At 45.9% G+C, this 23211-nt stretch carries 19 protein-coding genes; 11 read left to right on the plus strand and 8 right to left on the minus strand.

Annotated features, from left to right (window positions below):
- The first annotated feature begins 262 nt into the window (after positions 1-262).
- Positions 263-1453, plus strand: a complete 1191-nt coding sequence (locus VRK_RS15530; RefSeq protein ID WP_059122207.1) for a tetratricopeptide repeat protein — start codon at positions 263-265, stop codon at positions 1451-1453.
- An 86-nt stretch (positions 1454-1539) separates the two neighbouring features.
- On the opposite strand, the gene sstT is transcribed toward VRK_RS15530, so the two are convergent.
- The 3 genes from sstT to VRK_RS15550 all read right to left on the minus strand — a co-directional run bounded on the left by sstT (position 1540) and on the right by VRK_RS15550 (position 4519).
- Positions 1540-2757: a serine/threonine transporter SstT gene (gene sstT, locus VRK_RS15535; RefSeq protein ID WP_059122208.1), complete on the minus strand. Its 1218-nt coding sequence runs from the start codon at positions 2755-2757 to the stop codon at positions 1540-1542.
- A gap of 367 nt (positions 2758-3124) precedes the next feature.
- Positions 3125-4045, minus strand: coding sequence for a polyprenyl-phosphate transporter (locus tag VRK_RS15545; protein WP_059122804.1), 921 nt, complete (start codon positions 4043-4045; stop codon positions 3125-3127).
- 294 nt (positions 4046-4339) lie between these two features.
- Positions 4340-4519, minus strand: coding sequence for a hypothetical protein (locus tag VRK_RS15550; RefSeq protein ID WP_059122210.1), 180 nt, complete (start codon positions 4517-4519; stop codon positions 4340-4342).
- Between the two features lie 62 nt (positions 4520-4581).
- Here VRK_RS15550 and VRK_RS15555 point away from each other — a divergent pair, with 62 nt between their 5' ends.
- Positions 4582-5763 (plus strand): MFS transporter, encoded by a 1182-nt coding sequence (locus tag VRK_RS15555; protein WP_059122805.1) that lies wholly within the window; start codon positions 4582-4584, stop codon positions 5761-5763.
- Between the two features lie 100 nt (positions 5764-5863).
- Here the strand turns inward: VRK_RS15555 and VRK_RS15560 are convergent, their stop codons facing one another.
- Both VRK_RS15560 and VRK_RS15565 read right to left on the minus strand, forming a co-directional pair.
- A complete protein-coding gene (locus VRK_RS15560; RefSeq protein ID WP_059122211.1) occupies positions 5864-7447 on the minus strand; it encodes a GGDEF domain-containing protein in 1584 nt (527 codons plus the stop codon).
- A gap of 1 nt (position 7448) precedes the next feature.
- Positions 7449-8909: a tetratricopeptide repeat protein gene (locus VRK_RS15565; protein WP_059122212.1), complete on the minus strand. Its 1461-nt coding sequence runs from the start codon at positions 8907-8909 to the stop codon at positions 7449-7451.
- 396 nt (positions 8910-9305) lie between these two features.
- Between VRK_RS15565 and VRK_RS15570 the strand changes: the two genes are divergently transcribed.
- Genes VRK_RS15570 through VRK_RS15585 form a run of 4 tightly spaced genes read left to right on the plus strand, consistent with a single transcriptional unit; the run spans position 9306 to position 13501 of the window.
- Positions 9306-10265, plus strand: a complete 960-nt coding sequence (locus VRK_RS15570; RefSeq protein WP_059122213.1) for a YbgA family protein — start codon at positions 9306-9308, stop codon at positions 10263-10265.
- The gene (locus tag VRK_RS15575) at positions 10255-11118 is read left to right on the plus strand and encodes a MerR family transcriptional regulator (protein WP_082671413.1); all 864 of its coding nucleotides are present in this window, start codon (positions 10255-10257) and stop codon (positions 11116-11118) included. Before VRK_RS15570 ends, VRK_RS15575 begins: the two co-directional genes overlap by 11 nt.
- A gap of 54 nt (positions 11119-11172) precedes the next feature.
- Entirely contained in the window at positions 11173-12609 is a 1437-nt protein-coding gene (gene phrB, locus VRK_RS15580; protein WP_059122214.1) for a deoxyribodipyrimidine photo-lyase, read from the plus strand.
- A complete protein-coding gene (locus tag VRK_RS15585) occupies positions 12599-13501 on the plus strand; it encodes a L,D-transpeptidase family protein (RefSeq protein WP_059122215.1) in 903 nt (300 codons plus the stop codon). Before phrB ends, VRK_RS15585 begins: the two co-directional genes overlap by 11 nt.
- A 133-nt stretch (positions 13502-13634) precedes the next feature.
- On the opposite strand, the gene VRK_RS15590 is transcribed toward VRK_RS15585, so the two are convergent.
- Entirely contained in the window at positions 13635-13904 is a 270-nt protein-coding gene (locus tag VRK_RS15590) for an Lpp/OprI family alanine-zipper lipoprotein (RefSeq protein ID WP_059122216.1), read from the minus strand.
- A 295-nt stretch (positions 13905-14199) separates the two neighbouring features.
- Between VRK_RS15590 and VRK_RS15595 the strand changes: the two genes are divergently transcribed.
- On the plus strand, positions 14200-15543 hold the full coding sequence (locus VRK_RS15595; protein WP_059122217.1) for a DEAD/DEAH box helicase: 1344 nt from the start codon (positions 14200-14202) through the stop codon (positions 15541-15543).
- Between the two features lie 167 nt (positions 15544-15710).
- Here the strand turns inward: VRK_RS15595 and VRK_RS15600 are convergent, their stop codons facing one another.
- Positions 15711-17357 carry a methyl-accepting chemotaxis protein gene (locus tag VRK_RS15600; RefSeq protein WP_059122218.1) on the minus strand — a complete coding sequence of 549 codons (1647 nt, stop codon included), beginning with the start codon at positions 17355-17357 and terminating at the stop codon, positions 15711-15713.
- Positions 17358-17688: 331 nt separating this feature from the next.
- On the opposite strand from VRK_RS15600, the gene VRK_RS15605 reads away from it, so the two are divergent.
- The 4 genes from VRK_RS15605 (at position 17689) to pstB (ending at position 21211) form a co-directional block, all read left to right on the plus strand.
- Complete coding sequence (locus VRK_RS15605; RefSeq protein ID WP_059122219.1) at positions 17689-18510, plus strand: phosphate ABC transporter substrate-binding protein; 822 nt, start codon at positions 17689-17691, stop codon at positions 18508-18510.
- Positions 18511-18599: 89 nt separating this feature from the next.
- Complete coding sequence (gene pstC, locus VRK_RS15610) at positions 18600-19544, plus strand: phosphate ABC transporter permease subunit PstC (RefSeq protein ID WP_038180227.1); 945 nt, start codon at positions 18600-18602, stop codon at positions 19542-19544.
- 3 nt (positions 19545-19547) lie between these two features.
- Positions 19548-20411 (plus strand): phosphate ABC transporter permease PstA, encoded by an 864-nt coding sequence (pstA, locus tag VRK_RS15615; protein WP_059122220.1) that lies wholly within the window; start codon positions 19548-19550, stop codon positions 20409-20411.
- A gap of 50 nt (positions 20412-20461) precedes the next feature.
- Complete coding sequence (pstB, locus tag VRK_RS15620; RefSeq protein WP_059122221.1) at positions 20462-21211, plus strand: phosphate ABC transporter ATP-binding protein PstB; 750 nt, start codon at positions 20462-20464, stop codon at positions 21209-21211.
- A gap of 217 nt (positions 21212-21428) precedes the next feature.
- On the opposite strand, the gene VRK_RS15625 is transcribed toward pstB, so the two are convergent.
- Positions 21429-22808 (minus strand): YjiH family protein, encoded by a 1380-nt coding sequence (locus tag VRK_RS15625; RefSeq protein WP_059122222.1) that lies wholly within the window; start codon positions 22806-22808, stop codon positions 21429-21431.
- Positions 22809-23211 lie beyond the last annotated feature (403 nt).

Consider the following 23211-nt stretch of genomic DNA (forward strand, 5'->3'; position numbering starts at 1 on the left):
TAGATTAACGCAAACAAAGGTGACGCACGCTATATATTTTATATACCACAGGATTTGCATTTTTGCTGCGGAAATCGATGAAAGTCCATCAGACGTGACAAATCTTCAGCATCGATTCTCATCCTTATTTTAGGTAGATATCACTTTGTGAGGAAAATGATTCGCGTCATTACATCCGTTGCTGATATTCTTTTTGATATGGGAATCGTCAGGCATCAAAGTTTGAATGCTCTGCTTTGCAACCAACCAGAAATAGGCATGAATGAATATTATCGGATTTTTAATGGGACTGGCTGGTCTATCACTGATTTTATTGGTGTCCTGGATGATGGTCCTCTCGGTAAAACAAAAGCGGCTGGAAGCTGAACGTCAAGCTCGGGAAAGTTCAGATCGCCGTGCGAGAGAACAAGCTGTAGCAGAAGACCGGAAAGAGCGTCAGAGAAAAGCTGAGGAAGGCCATATTCCGACCATTCTCTATTTGGCTAAAGAAGCTGAGAAACGCGATCTGCGGGAAGCATTATTTTGGTATGAAAAAGCAGCGTCGCTAGAAAATATCACCGGGATGTATGGTGTTGTGCGAATTTGTCAGCGTTCCCGCAAGGATACGGTGCTGGAAGAAAAAGCTAAATTCTGGCAAATATATATTCGCGGCATGGAAGGGGATTTGCATTCACTTTGCGAGACAGCGAAGGCCTATTTCGCTGGTCTGGGGATTTCGGTGGATATCGACAAAGGTGTTCAGATTCTTGAAAAGGCCGCGATGACAAACTTCATTCCGGCCCAACTGATTTTGGGAGATTGGTATGTCTCCCGCGACAATCCGGTCCCGAAGCCTGAAGATGCTTGTTTTTGGTATGCCAAGGCAGCCAGACTCGATAGCTCGGAAGGGATGATGAAATTAGGCTTGAGTTATCTCAAAGGCAATGGCGTGAGCCAGGATCATCGTAAAGGCTGCTACTGGCTGGAATGTGCCGGAGAAAGAGGCAATGCCGAGGCGATGTATCATGCCGGGAAAGCGTGGATGGATCATGGTGCGTACGGTAATTCGGTGGCTTATATCTGGCTATTTTTATCAGCGCATTGTGGTTATGAGCCGGCAAAAGGGATGCGGGATGATGTTGGCAGCCGCCTTGGGGTTGATTCGATTGTACTGTTACAAAGTTTTGCCAAACCATTGTTGAAAAAAATCCATGCAGGAACGATCGGGAAGCATCTGATTATCCGGGCTTTCAATAAGTTATATAAACGCAATGTGCCGATTCCCCAACGTGAATATCCTGATGATGACTTTCCGTCAACTGATGATAGTGATGCATTGGTTGCAGAAATGGAGGAGTTGTTGCCTGGAACGCATGACGATACGACAAGTGGTGAAGCACAAGCGGACGCTGAAAAAGATGCCGGTGAGGAGAAAAACCTCAAACTGGACTTTACCGATAAGCATATGCACTAACATCGTATTATCACAAGACGGTCAGCTCATCAATATTGATAGGCGCTATCCTGCCCTCATGTGGGCAGGATAGCGAAACGAAAGCATCAGACTGTCTTCTGATGCTCTGCCTGACAGACTGCTGCGGTAAACACAACATCTGTTGAACTGTTTAGCGCGGTTTCTGCTGAATCTTGAATCACCCCGATAATAAATCCAACCGCAACGACCTGCATCGCTACATCATTGGAGATACCGAAAAGGCCACACGCCAGCGGGATGAGGAGCAGAGAGCCTCCGGCAACACCCGAAGCGCCACATGCCGAGATCGCTGCAATGATGCTGAGCAGTAATGCGCTCATCATATCAACTTCAATCCCCATCGTATTGACCGCAGCCAGTGTCAGAACTGTGATAGTGATAGCAGCACCTGCCATGTTAATCGTCGCACCGAGAGGAATTGACACGGAGTAGGTATCTTCATCCAATCCCAGTTTGTCACACAGGTTTAGGTTGACCGGAATATTGGCAGCACTCGAACGGGTGAAAAATGCGGTCACGCCACTTTCACGCAGACATTGCAAAACCAGCGGATAAGGGTTACGACGCGTTTTGACATAAACGATCAGTGGATTGACAATCAGAGCGATAATCAGCATTGATGCCAGCAAGACGGCAAGCAGATGGGTATAGCCCGCAAGTGCCGAAAATCCGGTTGTCGCAAATGTTGAAGCCACCAGACCAAAGATACCGAACGGGGCGAGGCGAATCACGAAGCGGACAATCATGGCGACACCGTGGCTGAGATCTTCGAGCATCGCTTTGGTCGATGCACTGGCATGGTGTAAGGCTAACCCTAAACCAATCGCCCAAGCCAGAATACCGATATAGTTGGCTTGAACAATGGCATTGATTGGATTATCGACAATTTTAAACAGAAGGGTATGAAGCACCTCTGTGATACCTTGTGGTGGTGTTGTGCCATCAGCTCCGGCAACTAGTGTCAATGTGGTTGGAAACATAAAACTTAATATCACTGCGGTGAGTGCAGCGGTAAATGTTCCCAATAGATACAATCCCACAATAGGACGCATAAAGGTATGTTGGTTTCTTTTCTGATTGGCAATTGAAGCCGCAACTAAAACGAAAACGAGAACGGGTGCGACGGCTTTCAGTGCACTGACAAAAAAGCTGCCCAGCAAGCCAGCTTTATTGGCAGCTTCGGGAGCGAATGTCGCCAGAAGTGCTCCGAGAACAATGCCTGCGATGATTTGCAGCACTAAGTTGCCTCGGGCAAAACGAGCGAAGATGTTGTTGTTTTGCATACTAATTCCTGCGATTTAGTGATGGAGGGATGTTGATCGTCATTGATTTTGGCCGGAGGACGGCTTGTCTCTGTCTCAGATCACATCCAGATTCGAATTATAATATTTCTGAACAGCGGTGATACTAAGCAGCGTGTTGTGATGCATGCCACCAAAGTCCGGAAAAAGTCATATTATAGTGACAAAATGATGTGTCTAGAATTAATTAGATTTCAGGCAGGAAAATTGCTGCTTGAGGGTGGGGATGGATGATTTTGTTGCAATTATTGATTTTTTGTGACTAAAAATGTTGTAACATGTTAGCTTTATTTTTATGTATTTGGTGGGGAAGGGCGACTTCCCCAAACCGTTATGATCCCGTGATACGCTATTTTTGTGAGGGACTGGCAAACTTGTCGAGCGCCAGAACCAGGATAATTGCGCTACACATCATCACGATTGCCAGAAACAGTTGTGCAGATTGAGATGTGAGTTGCTCATACGCCATCGGCGACAGATTGTGTTGTACCAGCGGGACTTGCTCACCATGAGAATTGGTGCGCCAAGTCAGAGTTTCTTTCCACGGCCAGATCTTCGGTAATGTGCCGACCATGAGCCCTGTCAGAGCTGACAGTGTAATATTCCGGTGATGTTTCAGTAACCAAGAGAGTAAGTGAGAGAAACTGAGTAACCCTGCAACACACCCGATTAGAAATACCATAAGAATATCGATTTGCATGGCTTTCACCGCATCAAGGATCGGTGCATACATCCCAAGTAGCAGCAGAATAAAACTCCCTGAAATTCCCGGCAGAATCATGGCGCAGATCGCGATACACCCGGCAATAAAGACATTCAGGAGTGAAGGTTCTAAGTTCAGCGGTTGTAATACCGTGATGGTATAGGCGAGCGCTAGCCCAGCCCCCCATGCGACAAGATCCAATAAGCGTTTCTGTTCAATTTGTCTGAAAATATGGTAGACGGAAACCAGAATCAGGCCGAAAAAGAAAGACCAAAGCGGGATGGGATGCGTGTCCAGTAACCACGAGATCAGTTTGGCCAGCGTGAGAATACTGACAAAAATGCCGCCGAACAGACTCATTAAGAAGAGCGCATTGATGTGACGCAATGTGGCAGCTACGCCATGTTGGCGTAGGTAGGAGATTAGTCTGGGATTAATACGACGAATACTTTCCAACAGTTTGTCATAGATACCGGTAATAAAAGCAATTGTGCCACCGGAAACACCCGGCACCACATCAGCGGCTCCCATGGCGAGGCCTTTCAAGAAAGTGATGAAATAATTCATTGAGTCAATCAAATATAAAGAGTTATCGGGCATTCAGTATATCGAATTCTGATCGAGATCCCCATAGGCTTTGCAAAATCGGTGTTTGAATGCTGTTTGCTTTTTGCAAGATGAAGATATTTTTTGCAAAATGCAATTTATTTATTCATGTGAATGCATTTAATAGCTAACTATATCGTTTAGTTCACTGTATTTAATGATTATTTTAAGTTGGCATGGTGTGTGCATTATTAACAATGACCCTCTAAACCGAGGGTCACCTAGCCAACTGACGTTGTTAGTGAACCCTGTTGTTCACATTGATTGTGCCAAGTGCAGATTGCACTTGGCTTTTTTTTGCGTGTGAATAAACGGTTTTTCAGGCGCTGGTTTTGAGTGAATCAATGTCATTATCCCATCAGTATTTTGATAAACGATATTCATTGGATGAACAATATTGAGAGCAGACGTTGCCGTTGATATACCTGTTGACATGCGTTCTCATTTTTATCCGGACAGCGTATGATGGGGCTCTTTTGGAAATATAAGTGATCATTATGTTAAATCGGCAAGCTCATGGCTGGCAGACACCGACTAACTTTTTGTTGATTGTGTCGGTGATTGTTCCGATTGCTTTCTCAAGTTGGATGGCTCTGTTGAACAATTTTGCGATTGAAAATGCACAGTTTAATGGTGCTGATATCGGGATTTTGCAAAGTGTCCGTGAAATTCCCGGCTTACTTGCGTTTACTGTCGTATTTATTCTGCCGTTTATCAAAGAGCAACGATTTCTTGTGGTTGCTTTATTTATGTTGACGATTGGTACCGCGATAACGGGTTTCTTCCCATCGTTTTCTGGACTGCTTTGGACTACGTTACTGATGTCGGCGGGGTTTCATTATATGGAAACACTGAAGCAGTCGCTGGCATTACAGTGGATCAACAAAGAAGATACCCCAGAAATGTTGGGGCGTATGATTTCAGTGGGTGCATTTGCATCGTTACTGACTTATGGCGCACTATGGGTCATGTTAGAAGTGTTTTCGTGGCCCTATCTGTGGGTTTACCTCGTCAGTGGGGGAATTGCCTTGTTATTGGCTCTGTTTGTCTGGATGACTTTCCCACAATATCAGGCTCATACCATTCAGAATAAGAAGTTACTGCTGAGAAAACGTTATTGGTTGTATTACGTTTTGACTTTTCTGAGTGGTGCCCGGCGGCAGATTTTTACGGTATTTGCCGGTTTTCTGATGGTTGAAAAGTTCGGTTATTCTGCCGCAGATATCACATTACTCTTTCTCATTAACTATGTGTTTAACTTTCTGTTTGCCAAGAGGATCGGCCGGGCCATTGGCAGAATTGGTGAGCAACGCGCATTGATGATTGAATATCTGGGGTTACTGTTTGTATTTATTGGTTATGCTGTGGTCGAGAATAGCCATTATGCGGCAGGACTGTATGTGATTGATCATCTGTTTTTTGCACTGGCGCTGGCGATCAAAACTTATTTTCAGAAAATCGCGGATCCGGCGGATATGGCATCTACAGCCGGAGTTTCTTTTACTATTAATCATATTGCGGCAGTGGTCATTCCCGCCTCCTTCGGCTTGATCTGGATGATCTCTCCAGCGATGGTATTCTACCTTGGAGCCGGTTTGGCTTGTCTGTCTCTGCTATTGTCTCTGAACATCCCCCGGATACCAGCTCCGGGAAATGAAGTCAAAATCTTGCAGTGGTAATCGTGAGTGGTAGGCCGTGGCGGAAGGGATGAGTCGCGACCGATAGTGAGACAAGGAGCAGTCTGTCTGTAATGTAAGTTGTCCTTAACTCAACTCTCGGTTACTCCTCGATACAGATTTGATTACGGCCGTTCGCTTTTGCCCGATAGAGCGCCTTATCCGCGCGATAAAAGGTACGTTGCGTGTTCTCACCTTCCCGATGCAGCGTAATGCCAATACTGACCGTCAATCCTCTCTCTCCCAGAATCTCTTGCCAATTGAATTGGTATATATTTTCACGGAAGTGTCCACCATGGGCTTGCGCTTCTTCCAGCGTTACCTCTTCGAGAATGACCAGAAATTCCTCGCCACCAAAGCGCACACAGGACGCCTGTTGAAAACTGAAATACTCGCTTAACTGTTTGGATACATTGACAATGGCTTTGTCTCCGACAAGGTGACTGAGTTCATCATTAATCGATTTGAAATGGTCAATATCCACGACGAGAAAGGCAAACGGTATTTCATGAAGCAGCAGATCTTTGAGTTTGGCATCCAGCCAGCGGCGATTATGGAGTTTTGTCAGCGGATCGGTAAATACATCCTGTTGTAGTTGGGCAACGGTATTCTTTTGGTTTTCCGTTGTTTCTTTGAGTTCCCGATTTTCTATCTCTGACAGAATCAATTTTAACTGAAGTTCGAAGCGAGACAGCCGACGGAGCTGAGTCGTGCCCAAATCGCCTATCGGAATCCGTTTCATCAGATCGACTTCGACCTGAAAAGCGCGCTTCTGACATTCCAGTGCTTGCTGATATTTATGTTGGAGTTCATAAATATGACTGAGAACCTGATACAGATCTTTTTTCAATTCCGGATGGGTAAATGAAGCAATTTTCTTATTCTGACTGAGGAGCAGCATTTCTGCGAGATGGACTTTCCCGATTTGGGTGAAGCAAAGCGCCAACTCGATTTTGATTAAGCACGAGAGTGACATCAGGTAGTTATGTCGAGTGGTATAAGGGACTGAAGCAATAACCTGTAGAGCACCGGAAACATTATTTTTAGCAAGACAAATCCTTGCTTTGTATAATAGGATTTGGCCCGCCAGCGTTTTGTCACTGACTAGTATACTGAGTTCCTCGCACTCTTTGATAAGCTGTTCTGCCTGCTTATAATTTTTAAGGTCGATATAGCAGGCGAGCATCGATATTTTATAGCGAAGACGAAGCGCACGACTGTAGAGGGCATGATCAATACTATCGATTTTTTGATAAAAGCGCACCGCTTTAGCCGGTTCACCATAGCGATGGCAGAGTGAGCCCATCCCCAAGACAGCCTGAGCGTATTCGTCAATAAAACCGTATTCAACAGCGAGGTTTGAAATAGCAATATACGCTTGTAAGGCGGTTTGATAGTCCCCGATTGCGATATAGCGTTCACTTAAACTGATTTCTATCGATAAGATTTTTTCAGCATCTTGTGGGAATTGCAGTAATGTTCGGGCGGCTTTGAGTTCCTCGATACTTTGCTGGAACTGATTGAGTGATGCCCGGTATTCGGCACTGATAATATAACACTGGGCTTTTTGCCACGGTGTTGAGGCAATGTCATTTTTGACTTGTTCCCAGAAAGTGATGGCTTCTTCCCCACTGACCGCAGTGACATCAAGACCTGCATCTTTTACTTTATCGAGTAAGTCCTGCATTTTACGACCCTTTCAGTGGTAATTCAGTGAGTTGATCTAATGTAAACGGGAAAGAAAGGATATCATGCAGCGAAATATCCGGAAGGTTGCCTGTCAGACCTTTTCTTCCCCAAGGATAAATCTGAATCATCTGCTGCAAAATATCGAAAATCTGTTGAGCATTTTCACCGGTGTCTGCCAGTAATAGCCCGAGTCGGTCTGAGCTCAGACGGGAGACAAGATCCTGTTTTGAACAGAGTGAATGTGTTAACTCTGTGCAGGCGTCGATATACCGAGGGGTCTCATGATAAATAATGATGACGGAATAGTTTGATGACTTCAGTGCCGTTTTAAACAAAACCAGTTGTTCCCACCAGTAGGTTTCCGAAACGACATTGGTCAGGTGCTTCTCCGGGTCATATTCATATTGACCCCTGATCCGGTTGATGAGTTTTCTCGCTCTTTGTTCCAACTGTTTCTTTAATTTACGGACTTGGTCTTTGCTTTCCCGCTTGTTTTGAATGTTTAGCTGCGACGAGGAATAGCTGCGGTAGCGCTTAAAAGCCGCTAATGCATTTTGATAATCTTCTTGCTGTTCAGCAACCAAAGATTGTTGAAAATAAACTAACGCTAATAACTCATCATTGGCCGAATCCCGGGCTGCTTGTTCGGCTTTGGCGAGAAGTGCGACTGCTTCCGTCATATTCTGACGGAGCATTTCCAATCGGGCGCGGTTGATGTAGGAGTGTGTTTTTACCCAAGGAAGATTATTTGCAACTGCCAAATCATGTGCATATTGAGCCGCTTCTTCGGCATCTTCCAGACGTTCCAGTCCTAGCAATGCTAAGGCTCGAAAATCCCAGACCTCCGCAACTTCCTGAAGAAAGTTTTTGTCCTCCAGAACTTCAAGCGCGCCATCTAAAACCGTCAACATATCGACATAACGGTTGAGCAGATATAAATCCCAAGCCCATAAGATTCTGGCTCTGCCTTCGAGTGATTCTTGACGAGTATTATTAGCAACTTTGACTGCCAGTTCATGGGTTGCGCAAGCGAGATGATATTCGTGAGTACTTCGCCAGATATTGCCGAGTCCGAGTAGACTCTCGATCAGAATATGGATGTCTTCTTCAAGCGTCGCCTGCTCTAAAGCATGAATCCAGTGTTGCTGGGCGGTATAAAATTTCCCTTCTTTCCATGAATGTAAAGCATGGAGGTGCAGAATTTCCGGCAAATATTCATCATTGTCGAGCTCGTTCTGAGTTGCCAGCGCTTCTTTGGCATAGCGGATTCCCTGCGCATGTTTTCCGAGTATCAAAGCACATCGGCACATGAGCATCAGGCATTGAATTGACCCCTCAGCGAAGTGAATTTGTCTGGAGCGTATCAGACACTGTTCTGCTTTAGACAGAACGTCTGCTGGCGCAATCTCGAAACGGCGCTTGAGTTGCTCTATTTCAAGGAGATAAAGGCTTTTTTCCAAACTTAATTATTCCTTTGTTACGTCACTCCGACAAGTTACATTGATGAGCTTAGTTGAAATTATCAATGTGAGCGATTCTGGTCATAGTCTCCAGTCAAGGGGCATTTTACAGACTTATCTAATCGTTAAAATCATGTATTTGCATTAGCATAAAATATGCCAATAAGAGATAATTGCTGATAACGAATGCTTCAACTGTTTATTTTTCCTGTCTATACAGTCATTATCATAAGATGATTTTAAAAAGGTGAGAAATATTTCTGATCGATATTTTGACTGGTACAAAATTAAATGGATTACAAAATTAATTATACATGATTTTTTTTTGTACAATCTGCTATCATTGTTATACATGTGTATTTTTTGTATAACTATTTGTATGACGGTGAGGACGGAATGATGGAAACGAAAATCCCAGTTGGTGTGAGTAGTTGTGTGACAGGTCAACAGGTTCGTTTTGACGGTGGGCATAAGAAAAGCCATTTTGTGATGGGTGAACTGGTACCATTTTGTGAGTTTATTCCGATTTGTCCTGAAGTCGGTGCTGGCATGTCAACTCCCAGACCAACCATCCGTCAGTATGAGAAGCATGGTGTGATTCGGTTAGTGGAAACGAAAAACGACACGGTTGATTATACCGAACAAATGGCAAAGTTTACCGACAGAGCGCTTCAGGAGATCGGTCAGTTTCAACAACCGTTGTGTGGTTATGTGGTTGCGGCTAAATCACCGACCTGCGGGATGAAGCAAGTGAAGATTTATCATGACGGGGGCGTTCGTAAAGAGGGGGTCGGCTTATATACACAGAAGCTGATGGCGACCATGCCTTGGTTGCCGGTTGAGGAAGATGGCCGCCTGAATGACCCGAACTTGCGTGAGAACTTTATTTTGCGTGTTTTTTGTCTGCATGATCTCTATCAGTCGGTCGGTAATGACCCGACACCGGCCAATTTGGTTGCGTTTCACAGTCGCTATAAGTTTACGCTTATGGCTCATCGCCCGGATGCTTATCGCTCGCTCGGAAGAATGGTTGCCCATATGGGTGATAAAACACCGACAGCATTTTTTGAACAGTACCGGTTGGCACTGATGCAAGCATTAGCCAAACCTGCCAGCCGAAAAAATAGCACCAATGTGTTGATGCATTTCCAAGGATATTTCAAGCGGCAGCTCAAACCGGATCAAAAAGCAGAGCTGACACGCATCATTCACGAATATCGTCAAGGACTTGTCCCATTACTGGTGCCGGTCACACTGATTCAACATTATCTGACGCTTTACCCGAATCCTTATTTGGCACAACAGCATTATCTAAATCCTTACCCACAAGCATTGAAGTTACGTTATGGACTCTAAAGAAAAACGTTATGCAATTCGTGAAGTCTCCGCGATCACCGGTGTAAAACCAGTGACGCTAAGAGCATGGCAGCGCCGCTACCATTTGGTCGAACCGAGGAGAACAGAAAAAGGGCACCGATTATATAGTGAACAAGATATTCAGCAGATTCAGCAGATTCAGAGTTGGCTGGCGAAAGGGATTTCGATTGGTAATGTCGCGCAACTGCTTCAAGCGACAAATACGTCGGATCTTGAGCCTTCCGGTTCCGGGGGATTGGAAGAGTGTGAGTCATTCCTTTCCGCATTGGCTCAGTTGAATCGGGGTAAAGCTGAAGCGGTCATGGTGGCGGTATTGAAAAACTATCCGCTGGAGATTGTCAGACAGCAATTTGTGATTCCGGTCGATGAGGCGCTGCTGCGGATGAAAAGTTCCCGGCAATCGATTCAGCGTGGGTTGTTTCAGTCAATGCTGATAGGGCAGTTTGCCTGGATGATCACGACAGCAAACCGGGCCAGCCATCTGGGGAAATGTCTCTGTGTCAGCCTTGATCCTGTGGGCAGCATCTGGGCATGGCTGCATGCGTTGCAGATTGCCGAACAGGGATATTTTACTGCATTACTCGATGGTGTCGAGGAACTGTCCGGACTGCTTGATCACGCCAACGAAGGGACATTTCAGCGGATTGATTTTTTTTCTAATCGAGCCTTGACGGGCAAACAGCAGCAAGTGATTCGTCAGCTACAGCAATCACAAGAGCAGGACGCTGATTTACCTGAACAGATGCGACAACAGGGAAAAGAATTGCGAGGACAGACACCGCTGGTCGTGACCTGTGATGGTCTGTTACAACCATTCGACAGCGAAGCATGATATCGCTAATTAATTGATATCATTAAAAACTGAGGGATCATAAGGGGAGTAAGCATGAAGCTGGTTTGGTTCAGACGTGATTTGAGAACGGTTGATCATACGGCGCTGAATGAGGCAATCGGCAGTGGAGAGCCGGTTTGTGCTATTTTTGTTGCCACACCGGAACAGTGGCGGCAACATGATATGGCACCGATGCAGGCTGATTTGATTGCACGGCGTTTGCCGGTGATTGGTGATGAACTTCGGCAATTGAATGTGCCTTTATACTATCGGGAAGTGAATGATTTTGCTGAGAGTGTTGAGACGGTTGCGGATTTGGCCCGGCAACTGCAGGCAAATGCGGTTTTCGTCAATATTGAATATGAACTCAATGAGCAGCGGCGAGATCAAAAACTCAAGCAGTGTTTACAACAGCATGGCATTGCTTATCAGGCATTTCATGATAAATGTTTATTCTCACCCGGGCAGGTTTTAACCAAGCAAGGGGAATTCTTTAAAGTTTTTACGCCCTTTCGCAAAGCTTGGCAAGCACAGTTCACTATACCTTCCGTGGTCGCGCCCTCATCGGCCGCAAAGGTACCATCGTCAAAGGTACCATCACATGATGCAGTTGATCTGAATGACGTTTGTGAGCCTTTTTCTTATCCGCGAGAGTCCAGCCATGCATGGCCGGTAACAACTCATGAGATTCGTGACCGACTCCGGGCTTTTTGCCGAGAGCGGGTCGATGTTTACCATCAACAGCGTGATTTCCCGGCACTGACCGCAACCAGTGAATTATCTCCGTATCTGGCCATTGGGGCGTTATCGGTACGTCAGTGTCTGGCAAGGCTGTATCAGACGTCAGAACATGGCCGTTTATCTGCAGGGGCCGAGTCTTGGTTAAATGAACTGATCTGGCGAGAGTTTTATCAGCATTTAATCGCTTTTCACCCCTTACTGTGCCAAGGCAAAAGTTTTCATCCTTGGGGGGAACAACTGCGTTGGCATGATACATCAGAAGCCCTGACGCGTTGGCAGCAGGGAATGACTGGTTATCCGATCGTTGATGCCGCGATGAGACAGTTGAACCAGACCGGATGGATGCACAATCGCCTGAGAATGGTGGTGGCGAGTTTCTTGACCAAAGATCTGCACATTGACTGGCGAGAAGGCGAGCGTTATTTCATGAGTCGGTTGATTGACGGTGATTTTGCCGCCAATAACGGCGGATGGCAGTGGTCTGCATCGACGGGATGCGACGGTCAGCCTTATTTTCGGATTTTTAATCCGGTCTCTCAAGGGAAAAAATTTGATCCGGATGGTGAGTTTGTGCGCAAGTGGGTGCCGGAGCTTGAGCCGGTATCAAACAAATGGATTCAAGAGCCTTGGCGTGATCTATCTGTGAATTATATGTCATATCCTCAGCCAATCGTTGATCATCAGGTCGAAAGAAAGCTAACCTTGTCCCTTTATCAAACAGCAAAGGATAACTGCTGCCATGATTCGTAATCTGCTGTTGGCATTTGTGATGTGTTGTCTGAGTCTACCGATTCAGGCCAAAACCTATCCTTTCCCTCCTCAGGGAAGTCGTATTGTCGGCAACATTGTTTATCATGAGGTACAAAAGGGCGAAACGGTCGCGAACATCGCGGATGCTTACAATGTGGGTTTTTTGAACATGATGGAAGCAAACCCCGGTGTCGATCCGTTTTTACCGCAAGTCGGGCACGTGATGACGATTCCGGCGCGAACCATTTTACCGGATGTCCCTTGGCAAGGGATTGTGGTGAATCTGGCGGAGCTAAGACTTTATTATTTTGAACCCAAAAAGCGTCTGGTTCATATCTTCCCTGTCGGCATTGGCCGAATCGGACGCGATACACCGGAAATGGAAACCAAAATTAGCCAGAAACGTCCCAACCCGACTTGGACACCTCCTCAGTCAATCCGGGCTGAGTATCGTAAGAAAGGAGTCGAGTTGCCAGCGATCATCCCTGCGGGGCCCGAAAACCCGCTGGGTTTATTTGCATTGCGGCTGGCTTACGGAGCCGGTGATTACCTGATCCATGGGACGAATAAAGACTTCGGCATCGGGCTGCGGGTGAGTGCCGGTTGCATTCGGATGAATCCGAAGGACATCGATTGGTTATTCCACCATGTGAATGTGGGAGAGAAAGTTCGGGTTATTGATGAACCGGTCAAAGTATCCCTTGAACCGGATCGCTCGGTGTTTGTCGAGGCTCATGAACCTCTGACACGCAGTAACGGTAGTAAGAAAGCGCTGGCTTTGCCGCAGGAATTGGTTTGGTGGATGGCGGAGTTTCACCATTCCGATCAGAAAGCCAAAGCGGCATTGGTCAGTAAAAATGGGATACCGATTGAGGTTGTCAAAGCGCAGTAGCCAACTGAGGCAATTCAGCTCAGTGAGAGGATTTCTGTGGGTGCGAAGGAGAGACAGAGCCCTCGAAAGTACAGCCGCTGATAAAATTCAGGGCAACTGATGTTGCCCTGAATTGATATCGAAAAGAGGGGGGTTATTTAGTGTAAGACTGGGCAATATGATCGATACGTTCATTCGCTCTTTGTGCTTCTTCCCGTACCGCATTGACAGAGTCTGAAGTCTGATCGATTTTATCGCTAAGCATCATCTGACTGCTTTTTAGGGAAGCGACTTGGTCACTTAATTTGCTGACTTGGTTGCTCAGCTCATCCATTTTTGCCGTAGTTGCACTATCTGTGCTAGAGGCACACCCGGAAAGAAAGACAACACCTGACGCTGCTACTGCCAAAAATACTTTGTTCATTATGAACTCCTTGATTGTTCCTTCGGATCAAAGTCACTTGCTTTCCATCATTTTGACGATACGACGGCAACAAGCAGTATGTTTTATGATTGTAGCACTGAAACAGACAATGAAAAGTCAGAGGAAAATAAGAAATATGAAAAACTTATGAGAAAATTATCTCGACTCCGCTGATTTTTACCCGCAACCGCAGATGTCTTTTTCTATTCACCTTCGGGGAATTGCGTTATGATAGCGCGTTTCATTCAGTCCCCCCCTGTTTATTGGGGATAGACATTGATTTAGTCACAAATAATTGGAGACTCCTTTGCAGTTTAAAGATTTAGGCTTAGATAATCGTTTACTTAAGAATGTCAACCATTACGATTTCAAGCAAGCAACGGAAATACAACAGAAGGCGATTCCTCTGACGATTGCCGGAAAGGATTTATTGGCGTCATCGCAAACCGGTTCAGGCAAGACGCTTGCCTTTGTACTCCCTATGTTGCACAAGTCATTAAAGAGCAAAGCATTTTCTGCTAAAGATCCGCGAGGACTGATTCTGGCACCAACGCGTGAACTGGCAAAGCAGGTATACGGGGAGCTGCGTACCATGCTGGGTGGACTGTTGTACGATGTGGCGTTGATCGTCGGTGGTGAAAACTTCAATGATCAAGTGAAAGCGTTGCGGCGTCATCCGCGATTCATCGTGGCAACACCGGGGCGTTTGGCCGATCACTTGGATCACCGTTCCCTGTTTCTGGAAGGCCTGGAAACCTTAATTCTGGATGAAGCGGACAGAATGCTCGATTTAGGGTTCGCTCCTCAATTGCGACGAATTCACTGCGCTGCCAAACATCGTCGGCGTCAGACGCTGATGTTTTCTGCCACACTTGACCATGCTGAAGTCAACGATATCGCGATGGAAATGCTGAATCAACCGAAACGCATCGCTGTTGGTCTCTCGAATGAACAGCACCAAGATATTCGTCAGCGTTTTTATCTGTGTGATCACCTTGATCATAAAGAGGCGATTCTTGATCGTGTGCTTGAGTCTGAATCTTACCGTCAGATCATTATCTTCACGGCAACCCGTGCGGATACTGAACGATTGACGACAAAAATGAATCAGCGCAATTTAAAGGCTGTGGCCTTAAGTGGTGAGCTGAATCAGACCCAACGTAATACCATCATGAGTCAGTTTGAACGGGGTGTGTTCAAGATTCTGGTGACAACGGATGTTGCTTCCCGGGGCTTGGATATCAGTACCGTGACCCATGTGATCAACTTTGATATGCCAAAGCATACCGAGGAGTATGTGCACCGAATTGGTCGTACCGGTCGGGCTGGGAGTAAAGGTGATGCTATTTCGCTGGTGGGGCCGAAAGATTGGGACAGTTTCAAACGAGTTGAAGCGTTTTTGGCACAGACCATCGAATTTTCGGTCTTTGACGATTTAAAAGGCAAGTTTAAAGGGATTACACCGAAGAAAGTTATTCCGCGTCAATCGACGAAGAAGAAAACTCCGGTTCGCAAAGCAAAACCGTCGGATCAGAAACAGGCATCGCAGCGGGATAAAAGTTTTTATCAGAATACACCGGTGGGTGATGCGGTCTTTATTCCGCGTAAAAAACCGGCCGTGCCAGATGATAACACCTGAGTGATTTGATTGATTTTCTAACAATGAATGCCGTGGCAGAAAATGCCACGGCATTTTTTTTGATATCAGTTTTCGATATCAGAATGGTACTCAACAGCACGGTACTCAATCGTATGGTGCTCAGCGTCATGCCTCTTGGGTCAAACCGCCGGAGGCATGACCATCGCTCAGCTCAGTTTAAAGTAACTGAGTTGTTGAGACTGTTGCTCCGCAAGCGATGAGAGTTCCTGACTGGCCTCTGCTGACTGAATCACACCCGTTACATTCTGCGTGACCAGTTGGTAGATATTATTAATATTTTGGCTAATGTCAGCGGTTACTGAGCGCTGTTCTTCAGAAGAAGACGCAACCTGACTATTGACGGCTTCCAAATGAGTAATCGATTCGACGATGTCATTGAGTGACGTCTGAACTTCTTGAGCCATCGCTTGGTTCTTATCCAACATTCCCAGACTGGTCGTCATACTGTCATTTGCGAGCCCGGACTGTTGTTGGAGGGTTTCAATAATTTCTTGAATCTCCTTGGTGGACTCTTGCGTTCTGGCTGCCAACAGACGAACTTCATCGGCAACAACCGAGAAACCGCGTCCGCTTTCTCCGGCCCGAGCTGCTTCAATTGCAGCGTTGAGTGCCAACAGATTGGTTTGTTCGGAAATATTTTCGATCACTTCGATCACTGTGCCGATTTGTTCGGACTGCGCCTTCAGTGACGCAACGACTTGGGCGGCATCTCCGATTTGTCCGGCCATTTGCGTGCTGAGACGACCGGTCTGTTCGAATATATCCAGACTTTTTCTCGCGCGTTCGCTGGCTTGATGCGTAGCAACATCGGCTTCTTGGGCGTGGTTTGTCACATCGTTGGCGGTCATCTCTAATTGAGAAACTGCCGATGCAACTTGTTCAAGATCCGCTTTCTCCTGATCAAAATTGACTTGGGATTGCGTCATGACGGTTGCGAGTTCTGTCGCTGCTGATGCCACATCGGCACTGATGGATGTCAGTGTATAAGTGGTTTGTTTTAACTGTATAACGGTGGTGTTGACATCTTGAGTAAGCGAAGACAGTTCATTATTTCCCTCGGCTGTGACGTTTACCGTCAAATCGCCTTGAGCAATTTGCCGCATCGCAGCCTGTAACTGATGAATCGGCTTGACAATGATCCCCGCCAATACCCAAGCAAAAATAGCAATAATCACTAAAACAATCAGCAGTCCGAAAATCGAATAAGTAAGGATTGAATGGTGTTCTTGAGCGAGAATATCAATGTCTTGTAACGCAGCACGGTTCATCTGTTCTGATAATGTCTGAACGGCTTTCACCATGTTGCGTCCGGCGGTACGGTAGTTTTCAGCGGCTCGGCGGTAACGCTGTTCAAAATCAGCACGAGGTTGCTGGAGACTATGTTTTTCGTTCATCAGTGGCAGCATGACTTCGATGGAATAACGGACATATTCATCCATTGCTTGATGAAGTGCCTGAGCTTCGTTTTTGATCGCCGGTAGCTGACTTAACTGATTCAGCATCTGTGCATTCACTTGCTGCTTTTCACGTAGCGTTGCAGTCAACGTTTGTGCATCGTTGGGTTGGAAAATACTATAGATAGCACGGATCCGCATGGCATAGATATTGTCGATGATTGCAGTCAGATTATCCTTGTTCTGAATGATACGTGTTGTTGAAGTGGATACGCCATTAAAGGCCCGACTGAGATGGTTGGTCGCAAATAGGACTCCTGTTGTTAATAGGACCAGAGCTATCAGGCCCGGAATAATCACTTGGACCTTGATAGAGCATCGACTGATGATCTGGCGCATATTTTTACCTCTAATAATTGACTAAGTTGTCGATTCTAGCCCGTCATCTAAATAATTCAACGTCAAATAGACGTGTTACAGATGTAATTACTCATATTAATCAATATGTTGAATAGTGAGTAATTGTAGATGTAATGGTTTATCGCATTGTCTTATATAAGTTTTCAGTCAGTGAGGTTGAAACGCAGTTGGAAGCGTTATCACATAAATAATTTCATCATTTGTCATACATGCTTCAACTGATTGAAACACAATTGTCATATTTCCGTCCTAAAGTGACCCTCGTTGAGACAAAACACAAACGGCAATCAAGCCACTTAAGGATATAGTGATGAAAAAAACAGTTATCGGTGCAGTTGCTCTTATCAGTGCATTATCAGTGAACGTTGCTTCAGCGAAGGAAACGATTTCAGCAGTGGGCTCTAGTAGTGTGACACCATTGATGGAAGTATTTGGTGAGACTTACATGAAAAATCACTCAAATGTTTTCATTGAAGTTCAAGGCCCGGGTTCTTCTGCTGGTATCAAAGCTGCAAAAAATGGTAGTGCAGATATCGGTATGTCTTCTCGTAATCTGAAGGCTTCTGAAAAAGAACCAACATTGGTTGAAGAAGTGATTGCTCGTGACGGTATCGCAGTTGTAGTAAACCCGAAAAACCATCTGAAAGGTCTGACTTCTGAACAGGTTTCTGCAATTTACCGTGGTGAAATCACAAACTGGAAAGATGTTGGTGGTAACGACAAACCAATCGTTGCAATCACACGTGATACTGCATCTGGTACCCGTGGTGCATTCGAAGAAATCATGGAACTGAAGAAAAAGATTGGCGGTAAAAAAGTATCTGCTATCTCTCAACGTGCGCAAGTTGCGAATGGTAACGGTGGTCTGAAAACCATGGTTGCATCAAACCCATACGCAATTGGTTATATTTCACTTGGTTCAGTTGACTCAACAGTTCATCCTCTGTCTATCGACGGTGTTGCTGCAAACGTCACTAACGTGAAAAATGGTTCTTATAAAGTTGCACGTCCGTTCTTGGTTCTTTATCACGAAGGCAAACCTTCTGCTGCAACGAAGAAATTCCTAGACTGGATGCTGACGAAAGACGCTCAGAAAATCGTAGACCAGAAAGGCTACATTTCTATCCACTAAGTTTGGCTCTTATTTGATATATTGCTCAGCCAGCATTGGCTGAGCCTTTTCTATTCACGCGGATTTGTCCGATAAGTGAGAAGAAGATTATGACCATCGCAACAACAAATAGCGACAAGTTTATGAACGATAGCTCCGCTCAAAGCTCTGTTTCTTCACCCCGTAAACTACGGATTGGCAAGCGTATTGATTGGAAGGAAAGGATTTTTCACGGCCTGTTTCTGACCAGTGCGACCATTGGTATTGTTTCACTTTTTATCATTGCTTATTTTATTGTTAGGGAAAGTATTCCTGCGTTTGAAGAAGCCGGTGTACTGGGGATCGTCCTCGGTGAAGACTGGTTACCACCTGCCTTATACGGTGTTGCGACAATGATCGTTGCATCGGTCGTTTCTACCTTCGGTGCGGTTATGATTGGGGTTCCAATCGGGTTATTAACCGCGATATTCATTGCTGAAATTGCACCGAAACGTCTGGCGAATATCATTCGTCCGGCAGTTGAACTGTTAGCGGGGATTCCGTCCGTCGTTTATGGTTTCTTCGGATTGATCATTATTGTCCCACTGATTCAACAGATCTTTGATGTCCCGGCCGGTAACACAATTCTGGCAGGGATGATTGTGCTGGGTGTGATGATTCTGCCGACTGTGATTACGGTTTCTGAAACATCGATTCGTGCCGTGCCTGCTGCCTATAAAGAAGGCTCTCTGGCGCTTGGCGCATCAAATATATTTACGATTTTTAAACTGCTTGTTCCGGCTGCTCGTTCAGGGATTATGACCGCAGTAATTTTGGGGATTGGTCGTGCTCTGGGTGAAACCATGGCCATTATCATGGTGATGGGGAATGCTCCTGCGATGCCTCAGGGTATCCTTGATTCCGCCCGGACATTGACTGCGAATATTGCCATTGAGATGTCCTATGCCAGTGGTATTCACGCAAATGCCCTTTATGCGACAGGTGTTGTATTGCTGGTCTTTATCATGATGCTCAATGCTGCCCTGTTATACCTGAATAGAGAGAAGGCAAAGTAAGTTATGAATCGCGTAAAATTAAAGCAGTCCCGAGTGCTGAAAGATAACATCCTCAGAGCGTTTATCTGGTTATCTGCTGCGTTTACTGTCGGGTTCTTATTCTGGATTATTTGGTACATCCTTTCCAACGGTATCCAGCATGTCGATTGGGATTTCATCACCGACAATTATACCCGTACCGGTGATGAGCATGGGATTTTCCCAATGATTGTTGCAACCTTGTACATGGTTATTGCCTCCATTGCCGTCGCGGCACCGATGGGGATTATGACGGCTATCTATTTGACGGAATATGCCAAAGTCGGTAGCCGACTGGTAAAAGTGATTCGCTTCTGTACCGAGTCGCTGGCCGGGATTCCGTCAATTATTTTCGGTCTGTTCGGTATGACATTCTTTGTGGCCATTCTCGGATTTGGATTCTCCATTCTGTCGGGCGCACTCACCTTGAGTATTCTGATCCTGCCGGTGATTATCCGGACCACTGAAGAAGCTCTGATGGCGGTTCCGCAAACCTACCGTGAAGGGTCATACGGTCTCGGTGCATCCAAGATCTATACGATTTGGCGTCTGATTTTACCCAGTGCGATCCCGGGAATTCTGGCATCGGTCATCCTGAGTATCGGTCGGGTTATCGGTGAGTCTGCACCGGTGTTTTTGACGGCCGGGATGGTTGCCCGGATTCCGGACTCTCTGTTTGACTCAGGACGGACACTGACGGTTCACCTGTATAAGTTAACTACCGAGCTGTTTACTGTGGAAGAGTGGAATCAGGCTTATGGTACTGCAACCGTTCTGATCGTGGTGGTACTGCTGATTAATATGGTCACCAAGCTGATTGCTAAGCGATTCAATACGGCAACTTATTAAAATAGCCAACTTGGTTACAGGTCATAAAGAATTTTTTGAGATGAAAGACAATGAATAAATTTGCGATTGAAAATTTAGATTTATATTACGGTGATAATCAGGCATTAAAATCGATTAACCTCCCGATTCCAATGCGTCAGGTGACTGCTTTGATCGGTCCGTCCGGATGTGGCAAATCAACATTGTTACGTTGTCTGAACCGGATGAATGACCTGATCGAAGGGGTAAGAATCACCGGGAAGCTTGAGATGGACGGTGAAGATATTTACGGCAATATCGATGTGTCCGACCTACGCATTAAAGTCGGCATGGTATTCCAGAAGCCCAATCCATTCCCGATGAGCATTTATGAAAATGTCGCTTACGGACTACGTGCGCAAGGTATCCGTGATAAAAAACATATTGATGAAGTGGTTGAACGTTCACTACGCAGCGCAGCACTGTGGGATGAAGTAAAAGATCGTCTCAAGTCTCACGCGTTTGGTTTGTCTGGCGGTCAGCAACAGCGTCTGTGTATTGCACGGACGATTGCGATGGAGCCGGACGTCATTCTGATGGATGAACCGACTTCTGCATTGGATCCGATCGCAACGCACAAAATCGAAGAATTGATGGAAGAGCTGAAGAAAAACTACACCATCGTGATTGTGACTCACTCAATGCAACAAGCTCGTCGTATCTCTGACCGGACCGCTTTTTTCCTGATGGGAGAACTGGTTGAACATAACGATACTCAGGTGATTTTCAGCGAGCCGAAAGATGACCGCACCCGTGGTTACGTGAACGGTGATTTTGGTTAATGGTTAACCGGGGCCGTAAAAATCCATACTGAAGGTTCGGATTGAACCTTCAGCGCGAATGAAATAATTCATATAATAATAAGCGATGGTAAACTTTGCCCCTTCATTGAAGGGGCTTTTTTATATCAGGTTACAGATGCCTACAATTGGTATGCTCATACGCCGTATGCTGACGCGGACTCACTCAGGGCACGTGTCGAAAGTGCCCTGAGTGTGACTAAAATATCAGATGAGCGATACCCGTGATGACCGGCAGCGTGATCAGGGTACGCAGAATAAAGATAATAAACAGTTCGATAATATTGACCGGAATACGACTGCCCAGTAGCAAGGCACCGACTTCTGACATATAGATGAGCTGGGTGACCGACATGGCTGCGATAATAAAACGAGTCATTTCATTATCAATCCCTGAAGCCAGAATTGCCGGGATAAACATATCGGCAAAGCCGACAACGATGGTTTCCGATGCCTGTACCGCTTCAGGCACACCGAGCCATTGTAAAAACGGGATGAAGGGTTGACCTAACGTCGCAAACACCGAGGTATGTTCTGCCACGATAAGCGCAAGCGTACCTAATCCCATCACCACTGGTAGCACGCCAAAAACCATATCTGCGGCATTACGGAGCCCCTCGGCCACGATGGCGCGACCTGAGTTCACCTGTTGTGCCCGTTGTATTGCCAACTTCATTCCCCAGGAAAATGAATGATGTCCGTCAGGAATCGCATCCGCAGCACGGTCGGGCTGGCTGCCATCGACATACAGGTCTTTTTTCAGGCTTAAAGGGGGAATTCTCGGCAAAACAATGGCTGCGGCAAGACCGGCGAGACAGATCGTGCCATAGAATGGTAAAAACAGGTGTTCTAGCTTGACCTGAGCGATAACCACCAGACTAAACGTAATCGATACCGCAGAGAAGGTTGTACCGACAACCGCTGCTTCTCGTTGCGTATAAAACTTCTCTTCGTACTGTTTGCTGGTCAATAAAATGCCGACACTGCCGTCTCCCAACCAAGATGCCATACAGTCGATCGCGCTGCGTCCCGGTAAATTGAAGATTGGTCGCATGACTTTACTCAGGAGAGTGCCGAATAACTCCAGCAAGCCGAAATTGAGTAATAAAGGCAGCAGTAATCCCGCAAAAATAAACACAGAAAATAGTGTTGGCAGCAGGCTTTCCAATACCATACCACCGGTATTCTTTTCCCAAATCATCGCCGGGCCCCAGTGATATAAACTGGAGAGTGCCGCGGCACCACCGATGACCCGGACAGTCAGCCAAAGCAGCGATGGGGATAAGAGTTGCACTAAAAACGGCTGCCGACGAATGACAGTGGGTTGATAGCAGCGGTAAAGCAGCGATAACCCTGCCATACCCGCGATGATTAGCGTAATGATCGTGACAATATATTCGTCTAGGAAATCGCGCAATGTCGCAGCAAGAATCGCAACGGGGATAGTTAAATCACCTTGATAACGTAGCGGAGCCATGAACAGGAAAATCCCTGCTAATGATGGAAGCAGAAAGCGCCAGAAATCGCTTCTGGATTCTGAAGGCTGCGCAACGTCAACCGCTTTTGTATTGTCTTGCATAGTTATTCTCAGATATGTCAGTGATCTATGCATGGTGAACGCTCTTGTTCTGAGGCGAGTCCACGATGCCTGACACCGGCAAATATTCAAAAAAGTAAGTCGTCTGTCCGGGCTTAAAATGTTTGATAGAGCCCAGATGATAAGGCGCGAAGAATATCTGTTTTCGGATACTGCCGCAACACTATTCATCTATATTATCTATTTATTCACTATTTTTGTGCTGTAAATTCCGATTAAGTTAGGTAATTGTATCTTGGTGTTACGTTGAAGTTACGTTGATGACTCAAGATAATATGCACTAATGGAACAGTGAAACTTGAGTAACACGAAATCAGTGCTTCATATCATTTGTATGACAGTGTGTTTGTTTTGGTCTTCATCTATGATTGTAGATGTGTGTGAT

The organism is Vibrio sp. MEBiC08052, assembly GCF_001506075.1.
Taxonomy (GTDB): domain Bacteria; phylum Pseudomonadota; class Gammaproteobacteria; order Enterobacterales; family Vibrionaceae; genus Vibrio.